Annotated in this window: 13 protein-coding genes; 12 read left to right on the plus strand and 1 reads right to left on the minus strand. The window is 37.4% G+C overall.

Annotated elements, in window-relative coordinates; all coding sequences use genetic code 11:
* Positions 1-97: 97 nt before the first annotated feature.
* The 10 genes from EUBELI_RS00185 to EUBELI_RS00230 all read left to right on the plus strand — a co-directional run bounded on the left by EUBELI_RS00185 (position 98) and on the right by EUBELI_RS00230 (position 15,472).
* Positions 98-1,111, plus strand: coding sequence for a sugar kinase (locus EUBELI_RS00185; RefSeq protein WP_022099174.1), 1,014 nt, complete (start codon positions 98-100; stop codon positions 1,109-1,111).
* Positions 1,112-1,171: 60 nt separating this feature from the next.
* Positions 1,172-2,563 (plus strand): sodium:proton antiporter, encoded by a 1,392-nt coding sequence (locus EUBELI_RS00190; protein ID WP_049777825.1) that lies wholly within the window; start codon positions 1,172-1,174, stop codon positions 2,561-2,563.
* Positions 2,564-2,579: 16 nt separating this feature from the next.
* Complete coding sequence (locus tag EUBELI_RS00195; RefSeq protein WP_012738313.1) at positions 2,580-3,563, plus strand: cytidylate kinase-like family protein; 984 nt, start codon at positions 2,580-2,582, stop codon at positions 3,561-3,563.
* 389 nt (positions 3,564-3,952) lie between these two features.
* Positions 3,953-7,150 (plus strand): isoleucine--tRNA ligase, encoded by a 3,198-nt coding sequence (gene ileS, locus EUBELI_RS00200; RefSeq protein WP_041688344.1) that lies wholly within the window; start codon positions 3,953-3,955, stop codon positions 7,148-7,150.
* 518 nt (positions 7,151-7,668) lie between these two features.
* The gene (locus EUBELI_RS00205; protein ID WP_012738315.1) at positions 7,669-8,154 is read left to right on the plus strand and encodes a DUF2500 domain-containing protein; all 486 of its coding nucleotides are present in this window, start codon (positions 7,669-7,671) and stop codon (positions 8,152-8,154) included.
* 89 nt (positions 8,155-8,243) lie between these two features.
* Positions 8,244-9,614, plus strand: a complete 1,371-nt coding sequence (locus EUBELI_RS00210; RefSeq protein WP_012738316.1) for a hypothetical protein — start codon at positions 8,244-8,246, stop codon at positions 9,612-9,614.
* Positions 9,615-9,621: 7 nt separating this feature from the next.
* On the plus strand, positions 9,622-11,718 hold the full coding sequence (locus EUBELI_RS00215; RefSeq protein WP_012738317.1) for an ABC transporter permease: 2,097 nt from the start codon (positions 9,622-9,624) through the stop codon (positions 11,716-11,718).
* A gap of 154 nt (positions 11,719-11,872) precedes the next feature.
* Entirely contained in the window at positions 11,873-14,347 is a 2,475-nt protein-coding gene (locus EUBELI_RS00220) for a glycogen/starch/alpha-glucan phosphorylase (protein ID WP_012738318.1), read from the plus strand.
* A 141-nt stretch (positions 14,348-14,488) separates the two neighbouring features.
* Positions 14,489-15,292 (plus strand): M23 family metallopeptidase, encoded by an 804-nt coding sequence (locus EUBELI_RS13455; protein WP_012738319.1) that lies wholly within the window; start codon positions 14,489-14,491, stop codon positions 15,290-15,292.
* Positions 15,293-15,472, plus strand: a complete 180-nt coding sequence (locus tag EUBELI_RS00230) for a hypothetical protein (RefSeq protein ID WP_012738320.1) — start codon at positions 15,293-15,295, stop codon at positions 15,470-15,472.
* On the opposite strand, the gene trhA is transcribed toward EUBELI_RS00230, so the two are convergent.
* Positions 15,473-16,123, minus strand: coding sequence for a PAQR family membrane homeostasis protein TrhA (trhA, locus tag EUBELI_RS00235; protein WP_041688348.1), 651 nt, complete (start codon positions 16,121-16,123; stop codon positions 15,473-15,475).
* A gap of 239 nt (positions 16,124-16,362) precedes the next feature.
* On the opposite strand from trhA, the gene EUBELI_RS00240 reads away from it, so the two are divergent.
* Together EUBELI_RS00240 and cysK are read left to right on the plus strand one after the other, a co-directional pair.
* Positions 16,363-17,163: a tRNA threonylcarbamoyladenosine dehydratase gene (locus tag EUBELI_RS00240; protein WP_012738322.1), complete on the plus strand. Its 801-nt coding sequence runs from the start codon at positions 16,363-16,365 to the stop codon at positions 17,161-17,163.
* Between the two features lie 107 nt (positions 17,164-17,270).
* On the plus strand, positions 17,271-18,209 hold the full coding sequence (cysK, locus tag EUBELI_RS00245) for a cysteine synthase A (RefSeq protein ID WP_012738323.1): 939 nt from the start codon (positions 17,271-17,273) through the stop codon (positions 18,207-18,209).
* The last annotated feature ends 52 nt before the right edge of the window (positions 18,210-18,261 follow it).

An 18,261-nucleotide genomic window follows, 5' to 3' on the forward strand; every position in this document is an offset into this window, starting at 1 on the left:
AAGTTTGCAATTTGAACAAATGTGGTGTAATATGTCATTGGAATATGCAAAACTGGGTATTTGATGCCCTTAATCTATTATGACGTTGGAGGAAGACATGAAATTTATAGCAATTGGTGAATTGATGTTGAGATTATCACCACCTAACTATGAAAAACTTGTAACTACACATGATTTCAGAGTTAATTATGGCGGAGCAGAGGCAAATGTAGCGGTTTCCCTTGCAAACCTTGGTGTTGATTCAACATTTTTTACAGTATTACCTAACTCAGACCTTGGAAAGTCAACTATTAATTATCTTAAGTCTAATGATGTGCATACCAAGCACATTATAAGATCAGAAGGAAGAATGGGACTTTATTATCTGGAAGAAGGTGTTTCTGTCAGACCTTCACAGGTAATATATGATAGAGCTGATTCTGCATTTGCAGAATACGACTATAAGGATGTTGATTTCGAGGAGATTCTTAAGGATTATGACTGGCTCCATATTAGCGGTATCACTCCTGCTCTTTCTTACAACTGCCGTAAGATGATGGATATGGCAGTTAAGGCAGCTAAGAAGATGGGACTTACTGTCAGCTTCGACCCTAACTGGAGAAGTACGCTCTGGTCATTCGAGACTGCAAGAGATGTTCTTAGTAAGTACCTTCCTTATGTTGATGTGCTTATTGGAATCGAACCTATCCATGTATACAGAGAAGATGGAACTGATGTTAAAGACGGTCTTACAATGGACCCATCATTTAAGGACATGGACAGAGTATTTAAGGCAATAGACGAGCAGTATCATATGAAGGCTATTGCAAGAACTGTAAGATATGTACACTCAGGAAGCAACAACTCTTTAAAGGCTTTCTATTATACTAACGGAGAGACTTATGAGAGCAAGACAATTAATTTTGAGATAGTAGACCGAGTTGGTGGCGGCGATGCATTTTCATCAGGACTTATCTATGCCCTTATGGACAATATGACTCCTGAAGATACTGTTAACTTCGCTGTTGCTTCTTCAGTAATGAAGCATGCTATCAGAGGTGATACTAATATCACATGTGTTGACCACATTAAGAGACTTATGAAGAATTCGTCTTTCGATGTGCAGAGATAATTTAATATTAAGATTACCTGTTCCGTGTGTGGAACAGGTTTTTTTACGGAGGCTTAAGTTATGAGTATTAATATTTGTCCAATGGTTGCACTGGCAGCCGAGCTGACGAATGTGCCTTTATGGCTTTGTATACCATTTGCATGTCTGCTTTTGTGTATAGCCATAATTCCACTTGTAAAAGGAGAATGGTGGGAAAAGTACAGACCATTTGCTGTAATATTCTGGTCACTGCTTTTCATAATTCCGTTCGCAGTTAAGTATGGTGCTGGAACAGCAGCAGAGACTGTACTTGAATGTCTGGTAAATGATTATCTTACATTCATTGTACTGCTTTTTGGTTTGTTCTGCGTAGCAGGTAACATAACAGTTGAGGGAAGTCTTGTTGGTTCACCAAGAGTAAATGTTATTCTTCTTGGAATAGGAACCTTTCTTTCAAGCTGGATTGGAACGACAGGTGCGTCAATGCTTCTTGTAAGACCTGTTATTAAGATGAATTCTTGGAGAAGAAATAAGGCTCACATTATGGTGTTCTTCATTTTCCTTATATCTAATATGGGAGGAAGTCTTACACCTATCGGTGACCCACCACTTCTTATGGGATTTTCAAGAGGTGTTCCTTTCTTCTGGAGTATAAGATTCTTTCCGATACTGCTCCTTAACATGATTATTCTTCTAACAGTGCTTTATTTTATTGACAAGAGAGCATACAGGAAGGATATAGCAGCAGGTTATATGCCGGAGATTAAGGAAAATGAGCCACTTATAAGATTTGAGGGATTACATAATATTATATTCATCGTAATTATTGTTGTAGCAGTTATATTAAGCGGAGTACTTCCGGATGTATCATTTTTCCAGAATGCTGCCGGCGAGGTAATCTCAATTCCTATATTTGGAGAGGTTAAGCTTGCAATTACTTCACTTATTGAAGTGGTTATGATTCTTTTAGCCGCATTTTTATCATTCAAGACAACTAATGCAGAGATAAGAAAGAAGAACCATTTCACATGGGGTGCCATTCAGGAAGTTGCTGTACTTTTTATAGGTATATTTATTACTATGCAGCCAGCTCTTATGATTTTAAAGAGCGCAGGTGCGGAACTTGGACTTACACATCCATCACAGATGTTCTGGGTAACGGGTGCACTTTCAAGTTTCCTTGATAATACACCAACTTACCTTGTATTCCTTACAACGGCTGGTTCAATGGGATTTGTGTCAGGACTTACAACAGCTCTTGGAGTTGTTCCTGCAAAAATGCTTACAGCAATATCATGTGGCGCGGTATTTATGGGAGCAATAACTTATATCGGTAATGCACCTAATTTCATGGTTAAGTCAATATCAGATGAAAATGGTGTTAAGATGCCAAGCTTCTTTGGGTATATTGTGTGGTCATTGTGCTGCCTTGTACCAGTATTCCTTATTGACACACTGTTATTCTTTATATAATTAGGAGGTGCGCATTATGGCAGATAATGATAAAATAACTGAACTTGCGAACAGAATATACGCACTGGATGAGAAAGTATATAAAGCTACAGGTTCTAATCTGGGACGTGTATATCAGGGAAACAAGGAAAAATGTATTAATGATTTAAGAGATTTGCTTAAATCCAGTGCGGATTCTTCAGTTCTTAGAAGTGAGCTTGCACTTATAAGTAATATGGCAAGAACCACTAAAAAGAATCCTCAGCTTCATAAAGAAATAATGCATGAATATGGTGAGATATTTGATGAAGCAATGGCTATGCAGGAAGCGAGAGAGGGAAATGATATTATTGACCCGGAGCATGCAGAGCTTAATATGTCCAATCTTGCAAACAGATTTGGAAAGGACGACAATCTTATTATATGCATAGGCCGTTCATATGGCTGTGCCGGAACAGATATTGGTTTCAAGCTTGCTGATAAGTTAAGAATCAGCTATTATGATGTATCTATCATGAACGAGATATTACAGCGTAATGAAGAACATGAAGAAACTGACAGAGCTTTATTCCAGAATAAAACAGCAAGGACACCGGCTCAGTGGTGGAGAGATTTTAGGAAGTACCATGGTCTTTCAAGGTCGGATGTACAGTTCTTTAATACATCTAAGAAGCTGGTCGATTTAGCAAAGCAGGAACCATATGTTATCATGGGAAGATATGCGGATAATATTCTTACTAAGAACCACATTCCTCATATAAGCATATTTATCACAGCTCCTAAGAAGCTGCGTATACAGAGAACTTACCATACAAGCAAAGAGAAGCTTACTTATAAGCAGGCTGCGAAGTATGTTTCAAAAGAGGATAAGGCACATCTTAAAAGATACGCATTCTATACAGGCAAGAAGTGGGGCGAAGCAGATAATTACGACCTCACAATTAACAGTTCAACTTATGGAATTGACGGAAGCGTAGATCTGATTATGAGAATTGTGGCTAAGAATCAGCTTGACAACTAAACATTTATTATATAAAATCTAATCAAATGCATTGACGAAGACAGTAGGTTGGAGTGAAAAGCATGAGCGAGCCGGGATGGTGAGAGCCGGTGCGAGTACTATCTATCCGAACATCACTTCTGAGCATCTTCGCTGAAATCATCACGAGACTAAGCGGGGACGGTAATCCCATCGTCAGGTTAAAGCCAGGGACGCATATGATAGTATGTCGTAATCATTCAGATTTTAGGATAAGTATGTTACCCCTCTGTTGTATTACGGCAGAGGGGTTTTTCGTAAGAAATGAGTCTGCAGGCAGCCATCAGGCTTGCTTGTATGACAGATTTATGACGAATGCCCGTAATGTACTAGAAAATATAAGCCACAAGGCAAGAAAGGAAGCTGCAATGATTTATCAGAAAGTTTCTGCGGATATGAAGTTCGTAGACAGAGAAAAAGAAGTTGAAAAGTTCTGGAAAGACAATGATATCTTCCAGAAGAGTATTGATAACAGAAAGGAAGGCCCAACTTACACATTCTATGACGGACCTCCAACTGCTAATGGTAAGCCACATATTGGACATGTACTTACAAGAGTTATTAAGGATATGATTCCAAGATACAGAACAATGAAGGGTTATATGGTTCCTCGTAAGGCCGGATGGGATACACATGGACTTCCTGTTGAGCTTGAGGTTGAGAAGATGTTAGGTCTTGATGGCAAGGAACAGATTGAAGAATATGGTATTGAGCCATTTATCAAGCATTGTAAGGAATCTGTATGGAAATACAAGGGTATGTGGGAGGATTTCTCATCTACTGTTGGTTTCTGGGCTGATATGGATAACCCATATGTAACATATGACAATAACTTTATCGAGTCTGAATGGTGGGCTTTAAAGCAGATCTGGGATAAGGGTCTTCTTTATAAGGGCTTCAAGATTGTTCCTTACTGTCCTCGTTGTGGTACACCTCTTTCTTCACATGAGGTTGCCCAGGGCTACAAGACTCTTAAAGAGCGTACAGCAGTTGTAAGATTCAAGATTGTTGGAGAGGATGCATATTTCCTTGCATGGACAACAACTCCTTGGACACTCTGCTCTAATATTGCTCTTTGTGTTAATCCAGATGAGACTTATGCGAGAGTTAAGGCAGCAGATGGATTCACATACATCATGGCAAAGGCACTTCTTGACAAGGTTCTTGGTGGAATCGAGAGAGAAGAAGGCACACCTGCTTATGAGATTATTGAAGAATACAAGGGTAAAGACCTTGAATATAAGGAATATGAGCCACTTTACCAGTGTGCAAAGGATGCCGCTGACAAGCAGCACAAGAAAGCATTTTTCGTATACTGCGATAATTATGTAACTATGGAAGATGGTACTGGTATCGTTCATATTGCACCTGCATTTGGTGAAGATGATGCAAGAGTTGGTAGAAAATATGACGCTCCATTTGTTCAGATGGTAGACGAGGCTGGTGTTATGAAGCCTGAGACTCCATTTGCAGGAATGCGTGCTAAGCCAACTAAGAAGGAGATGGAAGCAGGCGCTATCAACTGTGATGTTGAGGTTCTTAAGGAACTTGAGGGCAGAGGAATCCTCTTCTCAGCACCTAAGGTAGAGCATGAATATCCTCATTGCTGGAGATGTGATACACCACTTATCTACTATGCAAGAGAGTCATGGTTTATCAAGATGACAGACCCAGAAGTTAAGGCTAACTTAATTGCTAATAATAAGACAATCAACTGGATTCCAGAGACAATCGGTACAGGACGTTTCGGAGCATGGCTTGAAAATGTTCAGGACTGGGGAATTTCACGAAACAGATACTGGGGTACACCTCTTAATATCTGGCAGTGTGAGGACTGCGGTGAGATGATGTCTATCGGAAGTATCGAAGAACTTAAAGAAAAGTCAGACAATTGTCCAGATAATATTGAGCTTCACAGACCATATGTTGATGCAGTTACATGTAAGTGTCCTAAGTGTCAGGGAACAATGAAGAGAGTTCCAGAAGTTATCGACTGCTGGTTCGATTCAGGTTCAATGCCATTTGCACAGCACCACTATCCATTTGAGAATAAAGAATTATTCGAGCAGCAGTTCCCAGCTAAGTTCATATCTGAAGCTGTTGACCAGACAAGAGGATGGTTCTACTCATTACTTGCTATCTCAACACTGCTCTTTAACAAAGCTCCATATGAGAATGTTATCGTTCTCGGACATGTTCAGGATGCAGATGGACAGAAGATGAGTAAATCAAAGGGTAACGCTGTTGACCCATTTGACGCATTACAGAAGCATGGTGCTGACGCAATCCGCTGGTACTTCTACGAGAATTCAGCTCCTTGGGTTCCTAACAGATTCAAGGATGAGTGGGTTTCAGAAGGTCAGAGAAAGTTCATGGGAACATTCTGGAACACATATGCATTCTTTGTACTGTATGCTAATATTGATAATTTTGATGCTACTAAGTATCAGCTTGAATATGACAAGCTTTCAGTTATGGACAAATGGTTATTATCAAAGCTTAATTCTTTGGTTAAATTCGTTGATAATAACCTTGAGAACTACAAGATTACAGAGACTGCAAGAGCGCTTGAGGACTTCACTGACGAGCTTTCTAACTGGTATGTAAGAAGAAGCCGTGAAAGATTCTGGGCTAAGGGAATGGAGCAGGATAAGATTAATGCTTACATGACTCTTTACACAACACTTGTAACTCTTGCTAAGATTTCTGCACCAATGGTTCCATTCATGACAGAAAGCATTTATAGAAATCTTGTATGTAGCATTGATAAAAATGCGCCTATTTCAATACATTTATGCGACTTCCCTAAGGTTAATGAGCAGTTCATTGACAAGAAGCTTGAGGAGACTATGGATGATGTATTAGACGCAGTTGTTATCGGACGTGCATGCCGTAATTCAACTAATATCAAGAACCGTCAGCCAATTGGCAAAATGTTTATTAAAGCAGACTGGAAGCTTGATGAGTTCTATACAGCTATCATCGCTGATGAGCTTAATGTTAAGGAAGTTGAATACACAGATGATGTCAGAGCATTTACATCATACTCATTCAAGCCACAGATGAAGACTCTCGGACCTAAGTACGGAAAGCTTCTTAATGCAATCAGAACAGCTCTTACAGAGGTTGACGGTAACGCAACTATGGATAAGCTTAACGAGTCAGGAAGCTTCGAGTTAAATGTTGAAGGTCAGGCTATTGAGCTTTCTAAGGACGATGTTCTTATCGAGATGACTCAGAAGGAAGGATTTGTTGCAAGCAGCGACAAGGGAATCACTGTCGTACTTGATACTAACTTAACTCCAGAGCTTATCGAGGAAGGTTTCGTAAGAGAGGTTATCTCTAAGGTTCAGACTATGCGTAAGGACGCTGGTTTCGAGGTTATGGATAAGATTAATCTCTATGTATCAGGCAACGACAAGATAGCTGATATTGTTAATAAGAATGCCGCTCAGGTTAAGACTGTAGTTCTTGCACAGGATATTATCACAGACAAGACTGCCGGATTTGAGAAGGAATGGGATATCAATGGCGAGAAGGTTACACTTGCTGTTGAGAAGCTTGCTTAAGCAGGATAACTAAATAAATGTTAAATAAAGCTGTGTGCTGGTCTTTCGGGGCTGGGGCACAGCTTTTTTGCATGCAGTAGTGGGATTTTTTATTTGTATATGTTATATTTTAATCAGAATGGTATTATATCATGTTGGAAAATTGTATATGACAATGACGGAAAGCCATATACACTGAAGCTTGTGGATAAGGACATTTTTGCTGATTAACAGTAATGATTATTGCTAATATGTCATGTCAAGTGCAGAATGTACCATATATTACCAAATGTGCCATTTTGTATATATTAATCTTAAGATATGGAGATAATTGACATATATTAATATCTATGATAATATTTAATTAGAAAAGAGCTGGATATGCAGGTGATGCTGCATATGGTTCATCGGGACATTTGCAATATTATATTTGGGCACATGAGAGAAGTAATAATTCACATTGATATTATTGTATAGAAAAGGATAGGCTTTTAATAGCACAGATATATTGATATATTTGATGAAAGGGGTGCTTTTTTATGACAACATTCACTCAGATTGGCGCAGTGGGAACAACTGATAATTTGGAGGTCGCACCACACTGGTTAGGCGTGTTAATACTAACTGTATTTGCAGTAGTTGTGATTGCTATATTTATATTTATGGCAAAAGATTTTATCATGCAGGTGTTGTCTAAAAGAATCACAACGACAGCAACTCTTGCATCTAAATTTCAGGAGGAATATGTTAATAAGCGGATGTATGCTGGAACTGGAGCTATCCAGGAAGGACTTGCAGAGAAAGGAATTGCTTATTATTTTACCATGAATCTTGATACTGGAAAAATAGTTACTTTTCCAGTATCTAAGGATATGTATGATGTCTATGCGGAAGGAACGAAGGGAATACTTACATATAAGTATAAAACATTGATGTCCTTTGAGGCAGAAACAGAAGGAACCAAGGTCAGAAAAGATATAAGCGATTTAGAGGGATATTTTGTATCGATGCAAGATAAGTTATAAAATTGCGAACTATAAACATGTGCTGCTTGAGAATCCTAAATGAGTTTTCTTAAGCAGCATTATTTATTAAGATAAAGGGGGAGATTCTATTGAAGAAGGCAGTATTAGCAATATTGATTGCAGGAATGGCTGTATTAACAGCATGTAGTAATAATAATACGGTTAAGAAAGATGACAATGTTTATAAATATTCTGATTATGAATATAAAGATGAGGCTCAATTTTATATGAAGAAAAATGCTGCGGCTGCGGAAAAAGGATATTATTATCTTTCAAATTCTCCAGTTAGCGGTGAGAATTATAAATTTATGTATTACTATGATATGATTAATAACAATAGCGTAGCGTTATGTTCAAAAGTAGATTGTGCGCATGATGATGCAGAGTGCGAGGCATATTTGTCAGATTATGAATGCTTAGGAAGCGCAGTATGGTATTATGATGGAAGAATATACATGATAGAAAAGACAAAGGAGAAGGATATCCTTGTGTCTTATGATAAAACATTAAGAGATAAGAAAACGGAAAAGACATTATCAATAGATGGAATGTCCATATCATCAGCATGGGGTGAAATTAAATATGCGGATGTTGTCAATGGATATATGTATTATCTTCTATATAGTGACTCAGGGATGCTTATGTGTAAGGCGAATCTTGATAATTCATCTGAACCAGAAATAGTAAAGAAATATAATGCACCGTTTAGTGGTGGAACTGATTTCATAGTTACTGACTTGGCATCACTTAATGCAATAGATAATAAAATTTACATTAATCGCAGAATGAGCATATCATTAGAGGCAGAAGAATATATTGTGGAATGTCTTGATACAGATACGGGAAATATTGATTGCTTTATTGATATAACTAGTGATGACGAATTATCTGAGAAAGCAGAATCTAAATATTGGGTTACATCAGAATTATTTTATGACAAAGATGACAACATGTATTTTGCAGGAGTAGATTCAAGTGCATGGTGTCTTTATAGAATGAATCTTAAAACACAGGAAATAAGTGAAGTATTTAAACTGGATAATAAATCAAACAGAAATTATACAAAACTTGCAGGATATGATGGACAGTATTTTTATGTATTTGATAAACCAGACCTTTCTAAAGGGAAAAAGAATATTACAACTGATGATAAAAATATTGTTTATATAGTGGATACAAATGGCGAGATAAAAGATACTTTAGAATTTAATAAGGATCGTACTAAGATGATTGCTGATGTAGATATATTGGGAGGAGACAGAAGATATTTGTTAGTGACAACAACAGACACAGATATTCAACAGTTCAAAGCATCATCTGGCTTAATGGACAAATATGAGAAGATGGTAAAAGAACTTGGAAATAAACCTAAAATAATTAAAGTATGTTTAAGTGCAGTGTTGGACAAAGCTGACATTGGAACAGGAAACAAGGAGTGGATACAGATTACTCCGGAATAGGAGCAAAATGGAATTATTGAGAGTTTTACGGAAAAGTGTTGTATTTATTGCTATTTTTCTTGGAATAATAATCTGGTTGAGCATTTTTAAGATTAATAACACGAATGATAAAAAAGTATATGCTTATTATAATCAGTTGATGTATGAATATGCTAATCAAACAGAAATGATTGGATCATTAACATACAGCAGGTATGCACATGATAAAGGAGATGACTACGAAGCTGACAGGGAATATATTGAAGAAGCAATAAAACTTTTACAGGAAAAATATAAATATGTCAATGCTTCTGATATGTCAAGGGCAGAGAATAATTACAAGAAAATTATTAGCAGTACATTATTTGCAGAGGAGCAAAGCTACTATGTACTTAATGCGCAAAAGTATATGGCAGATTTGGAAAGCAGAGGGGAAATCAATTTCTCTATCACTAATACTACTGCTATAGAAAAACTGGTATCAGACAAGCAACTTCCGGTTATTTTTCTGATGATGATGATATTTGTGCTTATAACTTTTATGGAAGAGTTTGAAAATAATATGTTTCTTCAGATTAGAGGCAGTAAAAATTCCAGAAAAGTATTACCAGTAAAAAGATGTTTTATTATATTGCTTATATCAATAGTGCTTTCATTTGTTTTTAATGGTGTCATTCTGGCAATATATAAGAATATTTATGGCTGCAACATGGGAAGTCCGATACAGAATTCTTATATGTTTAATATGTTCCCGTTAAAGACAAATGTAGCTGCATTTTTTATTATATATTGTATAACATTTGCGATAGCTATGAGTGTGTTGTCATGGCTGGTATATTTTGTTTTCCTTATTACCGGTAATTACAAATTATCAATAGCAGGAACTGGGTTGTTTTTAGTTTTTGAATATATAATTAATATTAATATATCATCTAAGAGTGCATTTTCATTTTTAAAATACATAAATTTTTCAAATGTATTGTTTCCGGGGCAGTCATATTACATATATGAAAACTGGGGAACGGATAATTTTATTACTGATATTCAGAGTACGGCTTGGATTCTGACAATATTACTGGCAATAACAGGATTGATAGGAGTATATATTACATATTCTCATAAATATGCACAGGGCAGGAAGAGTGCCATAACAAAAATAATAGAAAAGTGCTCTCAGTTTATACAGATGTTATTGGGAAAAGTTCCTTTATTTGTATCTGAATTATATAAGACTTTTATATTACAAAAGGGAATAATATTGCTTGCTGCTGCTGTTTATTTATTGATATCATGCAGAATGTACAGAGGTGTTGATTACAGTAATACGGATTTTTCAATGAATAATTTTTATTCTATGTTTAGTGGAAATACCGGAGATAAAGAGTGTGAAGCATATATTGAGGAATGTCGTAATGCTGTCGAAGAGTTAGGAAAAAAATCAGAGACAGATGCTAATTATAAATATAAATTCCGTGAAGCAAGTCAGACTCTTGAAAATATGGAGAATTGTCTGAAGTATGTAAGAAAAGTTAATGAGGAAAAAGGGATAGAAGCTAGAATTGTAAATCCCGCTGCTTATGAGGATATATTTGGCTCAAGGAAATATCAGAACACGGAAAGTCAGAATCTTGTATGCGTAATATTTCTTATTCTCATAATATCAGGTGAATATGTATATGAAAAAAGATGCCATATGATAGCTTTTCTTAACACTTCAAAAGAGAGAAGCAGTGTAAAGGCTGTTAAATTATTAAAAATACTTATTATATCATTTCTTATATGGGGACTTTCTGCATTTATTGATATTTTTAATATATGTCAGTTGTACAGATTAGAACAATTGTCAGCACCAATTCAGAGCCTTCAGATTTTTTATGACCTTCCTTTTAATATCAGCATAGCCGGGTATATGGTAATTGGTCAGGCATTCAGACTGGTTTTATTATTAATAATGTCAATTGGAATATATGGAATTACAAGGGCTTTAGATTATAAAGGCTGTCTTGTAATTACATTTATGGTGTTTGTTATGCCATATATGTTATTTAAATTAGGTATTAATTCTATGAGATATTTTTCTGTTGAGATTCTGATGGATTTTGGAAGAATTATAGGAAAATATTGAAAATATGGCTTGAGAACAATTGAATAATAAAGTTTGCATTTGTAAATATTATTATGTATAATTAAAACATCTATTGTGGGGCGGATTATAATTTTTACAAGGTATTATCGGCGTATTGGGGAGCCGTCCATATTCAGAAGGGAGTTTTAAATACATGGCGACAAGTTTAACACAGAATTTCAGTAAGGAAGAATTCAAGAAGAATGTAATCAGTAATTGTAAGTCTCTTTATAGAAAGAATATTGAAGAGGCTAATGATCAGGAAGTTTTCCAGGCAGTTTCTTATGCTGTTAAGGATATTATTATTGATAAATGGATTGCCACCCATAAGCAGTATGAGAAGGACGATCCTAAGATGGTTTATTATATGTCTATGGAGTTCCTTATGGGACGTGCACTTGGTAACAACATGATTAATCTCTGTGCTTATGATGAGATTAAGGAAGCACTTGACGAGCTTGGTCTTGATATTAATGTTATTGAGGATCAGGAGCCGGACGCAGCTTTAGGTAATGGTGGTCTTGGCCGTCTTGCTGCATGTTTCATGGATTCTTTAGCAACTCTTGAATATCCTGCATATGGATGTGGTATCCGTTATAAATATGGTATGTTCAAGCAGGAGATTAAGGACGGATATCAGGTAGAAGTTCCTGATAACTGGTTAAAGGATGGCAACCCATTTGAAATTAAGAGATCTGAATACAGATATGAAGTTAAATTCGGTGGATATGTTCGTTCTTACAGAGATGAAAAGACTGGAAGAGATATGTTTGTTCAGGAAGATTACCGTTCTGTAATCGCTGTTCCATATGATATTCCTGTTCTTGGATATGGCAATAACACTGTTAACTCTCTTAGAATCTGGGACGCAGAGCCTGTTAATACATTTAACCTTAACTCTTTCGATAAGGGTGATTACCAGAAGGCTATTGAGGAGGAGAACCTTGCAAAGAATATCGTTGAGGTACTTTATCCTAATGATAACCATTATGCCGGTAAGGAATTAAGACTTAAGCAGCAGTATTTCTTCGTATCAGCAAGTGTACAGAGAGCTGTTGACAGATATAAGTCAATGAATAATGGGGATGTTAAGAACATTTATAAGAAGGTTACTTTCCAGCTTAATGATACACATCCAACTGTTGCAGTTGCAGAGCTTATGCGTATCCTTATGGATGAGAACGGACTTGAATGGGATGAGGCATGGGATATCACAACTAAGACTGTTGCTTATACTAACCATACAATTATGGCTGAGGCACTTGAGAAGTGGCCTATTGAGTTGTTCTCAAGACTTCTTCCAAGAATTTACCAGATTGTAGAAGAGATTAACCGTCGTTTCGTAGAAGAGATTAAGGCTAAATATCCTGGAAATCAGGAGAAGGTTCGTAAGATGGCTATTATCTATGACGGACAGGTTAAGATGGCTAATCTTGCAATTGTTGCCGGATATTCTGTTAATGGTGTTGCAAAGCTCCACACAGAAATCTTAAAGAAGCAGGAGTTAAGAGATTTCTATGAAATGATGCCAGAGAAGTTTAATAATAAGACTAACGGTATTACTCAGAGAAGATTCTTAAAGCATGCTAACCCACTTCTTTCTGACTGGATTACAGATAAGATTGGTGATGGATGGGTTACAGATTTAAGCCAGCTTGAAAAGCTTATGCTCTATGTTGATGATCCTAAGGCTCAGCAGGATTTCATGCAGATTAAGTATAAGAACAAGGTTCGTCTTGCCAAGTATATCAAGGAAAATAACGGAATTGATGTTGATCCTAATTCTATCTTTGATGTACAGGTTAAGAGACTTCATGAATATAAGAGACAGTTACTTAATATCTTACATGTTATGTATCTGTACAATCAGATTAAGAGAAATCCTGATTATGATATGGTTCCAAGGACATTTATCTTTGGTGCCAAGGCAGCAGCAGGATACAAGATTGCTAAGCAGACAATCAAGCTTATCAATAATGTAGCTAACGTTATTAATAACGATGCTTCTATCAAGGGCAAGATTAAGGTTGTATTCATTGAGAACTACAGAGTATCTAATGGTGAGATTATATTTGCGGCAGCAGATGTAAGTGAGCAGATATCTACAGCTTCTAAGGAGGCTTCAGGTACAGGTAACATGAAGTTCATGCTTAATGGTGCAATTACTCTTGGTACTATGGATGGAGCAAATGTTGAGATTGTTAATGAAGTTGGTGCTGAAAATGCACAGATATTTGGTCTCAGCTCTGATGAAGTTATACGTTTCGAGAATGAGGGCGGATATGATCCTATGGAAATCTTTAACAATGATCAGGAAATAAGAGATGTTCTTATGGAACTTATCAATGGAAAATATTCTCCAGAGGATACAGAGATGTTCAGAGATATCTACAATTCTCTTCTTAACAATGATGGAGGCAGAAGAGCAGATACTTACTTTATTCTTAAGGACTTCCGTTCATATGCAGAGGCTCAGAGAAAGATTGATGAAAGATACAGAGATACTAACGGCTGGGCTAAGACTGTTATGACTAATACAGCCAAGGCAGGTAAGTTCTCATCAGACAGAACTATTGAAGAGTATGCTACAGAAATCTGGAAGCTTACTAAGACTCCTGTTGAGATGTAATATCGGATTTGTCAGAAGATTATTGAATATTTCCCCGCACTTTGTGTGCGGGGATTTTTACATTTAAAAACAGTATAAACTTTACGAATCTGGAAAACATATTAACATCAAAGCTTTGCGAAATGATAGGAGGATGTTAGTATGGCGAATGTAAGAACGCGAGGAACCGACAAGGTTAAGGTTGTGTCAGCGGTTATTACGCTGGCAGTTATTGTTGCACTTGTGTTTGGGATATTTTCAGTAGCACAGAATGTTAAGAAATCTAAGAACAACAATCTGGTCAATCTGAATGAAACTGAAGGAAATGTGGCTATCAAGACAGATGATGACCCGGATATTCCAGTGGAAGAACCTACAGTAGGTGATGATGATATTATTAATGCCAACGCAAGAGCAAGCATGTCTGATGATGGTGATGGAACTGAGGATGAGGTTACGGAGCAGACAAAGGAGTCTCAGACAGAGGAACAGACGGTCAAGCCTATGACTGAAGCGGAGGTTATGGCAAATGCTATAAGTAAGTATACATTTGACCAGGGAGAGCTTATATACTGGCCTGTCAGCGGAACTGTTACGCTTGGATATAATATGGATTCTACTGTGTATTTTAAGACTCTTGGCATGTACAAATGCAGTCCTGGTATGGTAGTTGCTTCAGATGTCGGAACTAAGGTATGTGCAGCGGCATCAGGTGTAGTTGTTGATGTTGCTGAAAACACTGAAACAGGACTTACTGTAAGGCTTGCAGTAGGTAATGGGTATGAGATGACAACAGGTATGCTTTCAGATGTGAATGTTAAGATTGGAGATACAGTTACAGCCGGTCAGCTTCTTGGTACCGTGGCCGAGCCAACAGCATACTATAAAGAAGAGGGCCCAGGAATATATTTTGCAATGACAAAGGACGGTATTCCTGTTAACCCGATGGATTTCCTCGGTGAATAAATGTTGACAATACGCGTAAAACCGGCACCTGTTAATGATTTTACAAGCAATGTGTGCGGAGAAACAGCCGGCAGTCTCCATTATATAAGTGGGATAACGCCTGAAAGGGCAAAGCAGGTGCTTAATATAGATAAAGGCGGCGGGAATCCGCCGCTTACATATTTTATGGGTGTGTGGTGATTACATAATCGCAACAAAGTTGTACATCAGTATGAAGTGGCAGAGGCTTCCAGCCATAACAAATACATGAAAGATTTCATGTGTTCCGAAGTTAGGGTGCTTTGCGTTAAATGCAGGCATTTTAATTGCATATATTACGCCGCCAATAGTGTAGAAGATTCCGCCGGCGAGAAGCCAGAAGAAAGCGGCTCCGGCAAGTGCTGAATATATCTGAGGAAGAGCCATAACACATGTCCAGCCCATTACAATGTAGAGAACTGAAGATATCCACTTAGGACAAGTTACCCAGAGAAGCTTGAATGTGATAGCAAGAATGGCGATTCCCCACACGATGCCAAACATAACATAGCCATATATATTATGAAGTACAATTAGGCAGACTGGAGTGTATGAGCCTGCGATAAGAACAGGAATCATGCAGTGATCAAGCCTTTTCAGCACAATATTGACATTACTTGATATATCAAATGTGTGATAAGTTGTGCTTGCTGCATACAGAAGAATCATACTTACCATAAATACAGTCATTGAAACAATAGATACGGTTGTTCCATAAGAGGCTGCTTTAAGAATAAGTGGGAATAATCCTGCAATTGCACAGAGCATGCCGATAAAATGTGTTATCGAACTGCCAGGGTCTTTAATAATCATCTGGGCCTTTATCTTAGTGTGTATATTATCATTCTGTAAATGAAGTGCTGGTGCAAAAGTTGTCATAATAAATCCCTCCTCTTATAATGACATGTAGTATTAAAAACTACATCTTGTTGACATGATAATATAACAAATGGTTTGATAATGCAAGCGTTTTATATAAAATTAATAATTATTGACATACCATGTAAGTAGGAATTAAAATTTAGATACAAAAAGCAAAGAAAGGACAAACTATGTTAAATCAGTTTTCAAGAACAGAGCTTCTGTTTGGAAAAGAAGCTATGGATATATTAGAAAATTCCCGTGTCGCAGTATTTGGTGTAGGCGGCGTTGGTGGATATACAGTGGAGGCACTTGTAAGAAGCGGTGTAGGTGCGATTGATGTGATAGATGATGATAAGGTGTGTCTTACCAATCTTAACAGGCAGATTATTGCAACAAGAAAAACAATAGGACAGTATAAGACAGATGTGTGCAAAGAGAGAATTCATGATATTAATCCGAATTGTGAGGTTACTGTACACAAATGTTTTTTCCTTCCGGAGACTAAAGATCAGTTTGATTTTTCAAAATATGACTATGTAGTTGATGCGGTTGATACTGTAACAGCCAAGATAGCACTTGTAATGGCGTGTCAGGAAGCAGGAACCCCGATTATAAGCAGTATGGGTGCTGGTAATAAACTTAATCCGGCGGAATTTGAGGTTGCTGATATATATAAGACATCGGTATGCCCGCTTGCCAAAGTTATGAGAAGAGAATTAAAGAAGAGGAATGTTAAGCACCTTAAGGTCGTATACTCTAAGGAAAAGCCCGTTCGTCCTATTGAGGATATGGGAATCAGCTGTCGTACTAATTGCATATGTCCTCCGGGAGCAGCCCACAAATGTACAGAAAGACGCGATATTCCGGGTTCAACTGCATTTGTACCATCTGTTGTAGGACTTATAATTGCCAGTGAAGTTATTAAAGATATTACACATGATGCAATGGTTAAAACCCGTCATGAAAATGGTGTTGACATTGAAGGCTGATAGTGGTATTTTATATTCAACAACACATTTACACATCAAGTTAGTAGGTTAATGGGAACGCAAAAGCATATTTGCAAATGCATTCATAATAAGGAGGAAAATAAAACATGAGTAAAGTAATTAATAGTGCATTGGAACTTATTGGAAACACACCTCTTCTTAACGCAAGCCGTTACGCTAAGAATGCAGGAATTGAAGGAGTTACACTTCTTACAAAGCTTGAGTATCTTAACCCGGCTGGTTCAGTTAAGGACAGAGTTGCCCTTGCTATGATTGAGGACGCTGAGAAGAAGGGTGAGCTTAAGCCAGGAGCAATGATTATAGAACCAACATCAGGTAATACAGGTATTGGTCTTGCTGCAGTTGCAGTTGCTAAGGGATACAGAGCAGTTCTTACTCTTCCTGATACAATGTCAGTTGAGAGAAGAAATCTTCTTAAGGCTTATGGTGCAGAGATTGTTCTTACAGAAGGCGCTAAGGGTATGAAGGGTGCTATCGCTAAGGCTGAGGAATTAAAGGAGCAGAATCCTGGTTCAGTAATCTTAGGCCAGTTCGTAAATCCAGCTAACCCAGCAGTTCATAAGGCTACAACAGGTCCTGAAATCTGGGAGCAGACAGAAGGAAAGGTTGATATATTTGTTGCAGGTGTGGGTACAGGCGGAACTGTTACAGGTGTTGGTGAATACCTTAAGTCACAGAACCCGGATGTAAAGATTGTTGCTGTAGAGCCAGCTACAAGCCCGGTTCTTTCAAAGGGAGAGGCAGGACCACATAAGATTCAGGGTATTGGTGCAGGATTTGTTCCAGATACACTTAATACTAAGATATATGATGAAGTTATCGCAATCGAGAATGAAGATGCATTCGTAGAGGGTAGAAGCTTTGCAAAGAGCGAGGGTATACTTGTTGGTATCTCTTCAGGTGCAGCACTTAAGGCAGCACAGATACTTGCAGCCCGCCCAGAGAATGCAGGAAAGACAATTGTTGCACTTCTTCCAGATTCAGGTGACAGATATCTTTCAACAGCACTTTTTAATGAACAGTAATATATTAGAAAAAAGGCAGGGACTTGAAAATTTCAAGTCCCTGCCTTTTTTC

The sequence above is a fragment of the [Eubacterium] eligens ATCC 27750 genome, from assembly GCF_000146185.1.
Lineage (GTDB): Bacteria > Bacillota > Clostridia > Lachnospirales > Lachnospiraceae > Lachnospira > Lachnospira eligens.

Excerpts from the sequence above, each read along its gene's own strand:
- EUBELI_RS00185 (WP_022099174.1), top strand. The coding sequence starts at position 98 with ATGAAATTTATAGCAATTGGTGAATTGATGTTGAGATTATCACCACCT.
- EUBELI_RS00190 (WP_049777825.1), top strand. The coding sequence starts at position 1,172 with ATGAGTATTAATATTTGTCCAATGGTTGCACTGGCAGCCGAGCTGACG.
- EUBELI_RS00195 (WP_012738313.1), top strand. The coding sequence starts at position 2,580 with ATGGCAGATAATGATAAAATAACTGAACTTGCGAACAGAATATACGCA.
- EUBELI_RS00205 (WP_012738315.1), top strand. The coding sequence starts at position 7,669 with ATGACAACATTCACTCAGATTGGCGCAGTGGGAACAACTGATAATTTG.
- EUBELI_RS00215 (WP_012738317.1), top strand. The coding sequence starts at position 9,622 with ATGGAATTATTGAGAGTTTTACGGAAAAGTGTTGTATTTATTGCTATT.
- EUBELI_RS00220 (WP_012738318.1), top strand. The coding sequence starts at position 11,873 with ATGGCGACAAGTTTAACACAGAATTTCAGTAAGGAAGAATTCAAGAAG.
- EUBELI_RS13455 (WP_012738319.1), top strand. The coding sequence starts at position 14,489 with ATGGCGAATGTAAGAACGCGAGGAACCGACAAGGTTAAGGTTGTGTCA.
- EUBELI_RS00230 (WP_012738320.1), top strand. The coding sequence starts at position 15,293 with ATGTTGACAATACGCGTAAAACCGGCACCTGTTAATGATTTTACAAGC.
- trhA (WP_041688348.1), bottom strand. The coding sequence starts at position 16,123 with ATGATTATTAAAGACCCTGGCAGTTCGATAACACATTTTATCGGCATG.
- EUBELI_RS00240 (WP_012738322.1), top strand. The coding sequence starts at position 16,363 with ATGTTAAATCAGTTTTCAAGAACAGAGCTTCTGTTTGGAAAAGAAGCT.
- cysK (WP_012738323.1), top strand. The coding sequence starts at position 17,271 with ATGAGTAAAGTAATTAATAGTGCATTGGAACTTATTGGAAACACACCT.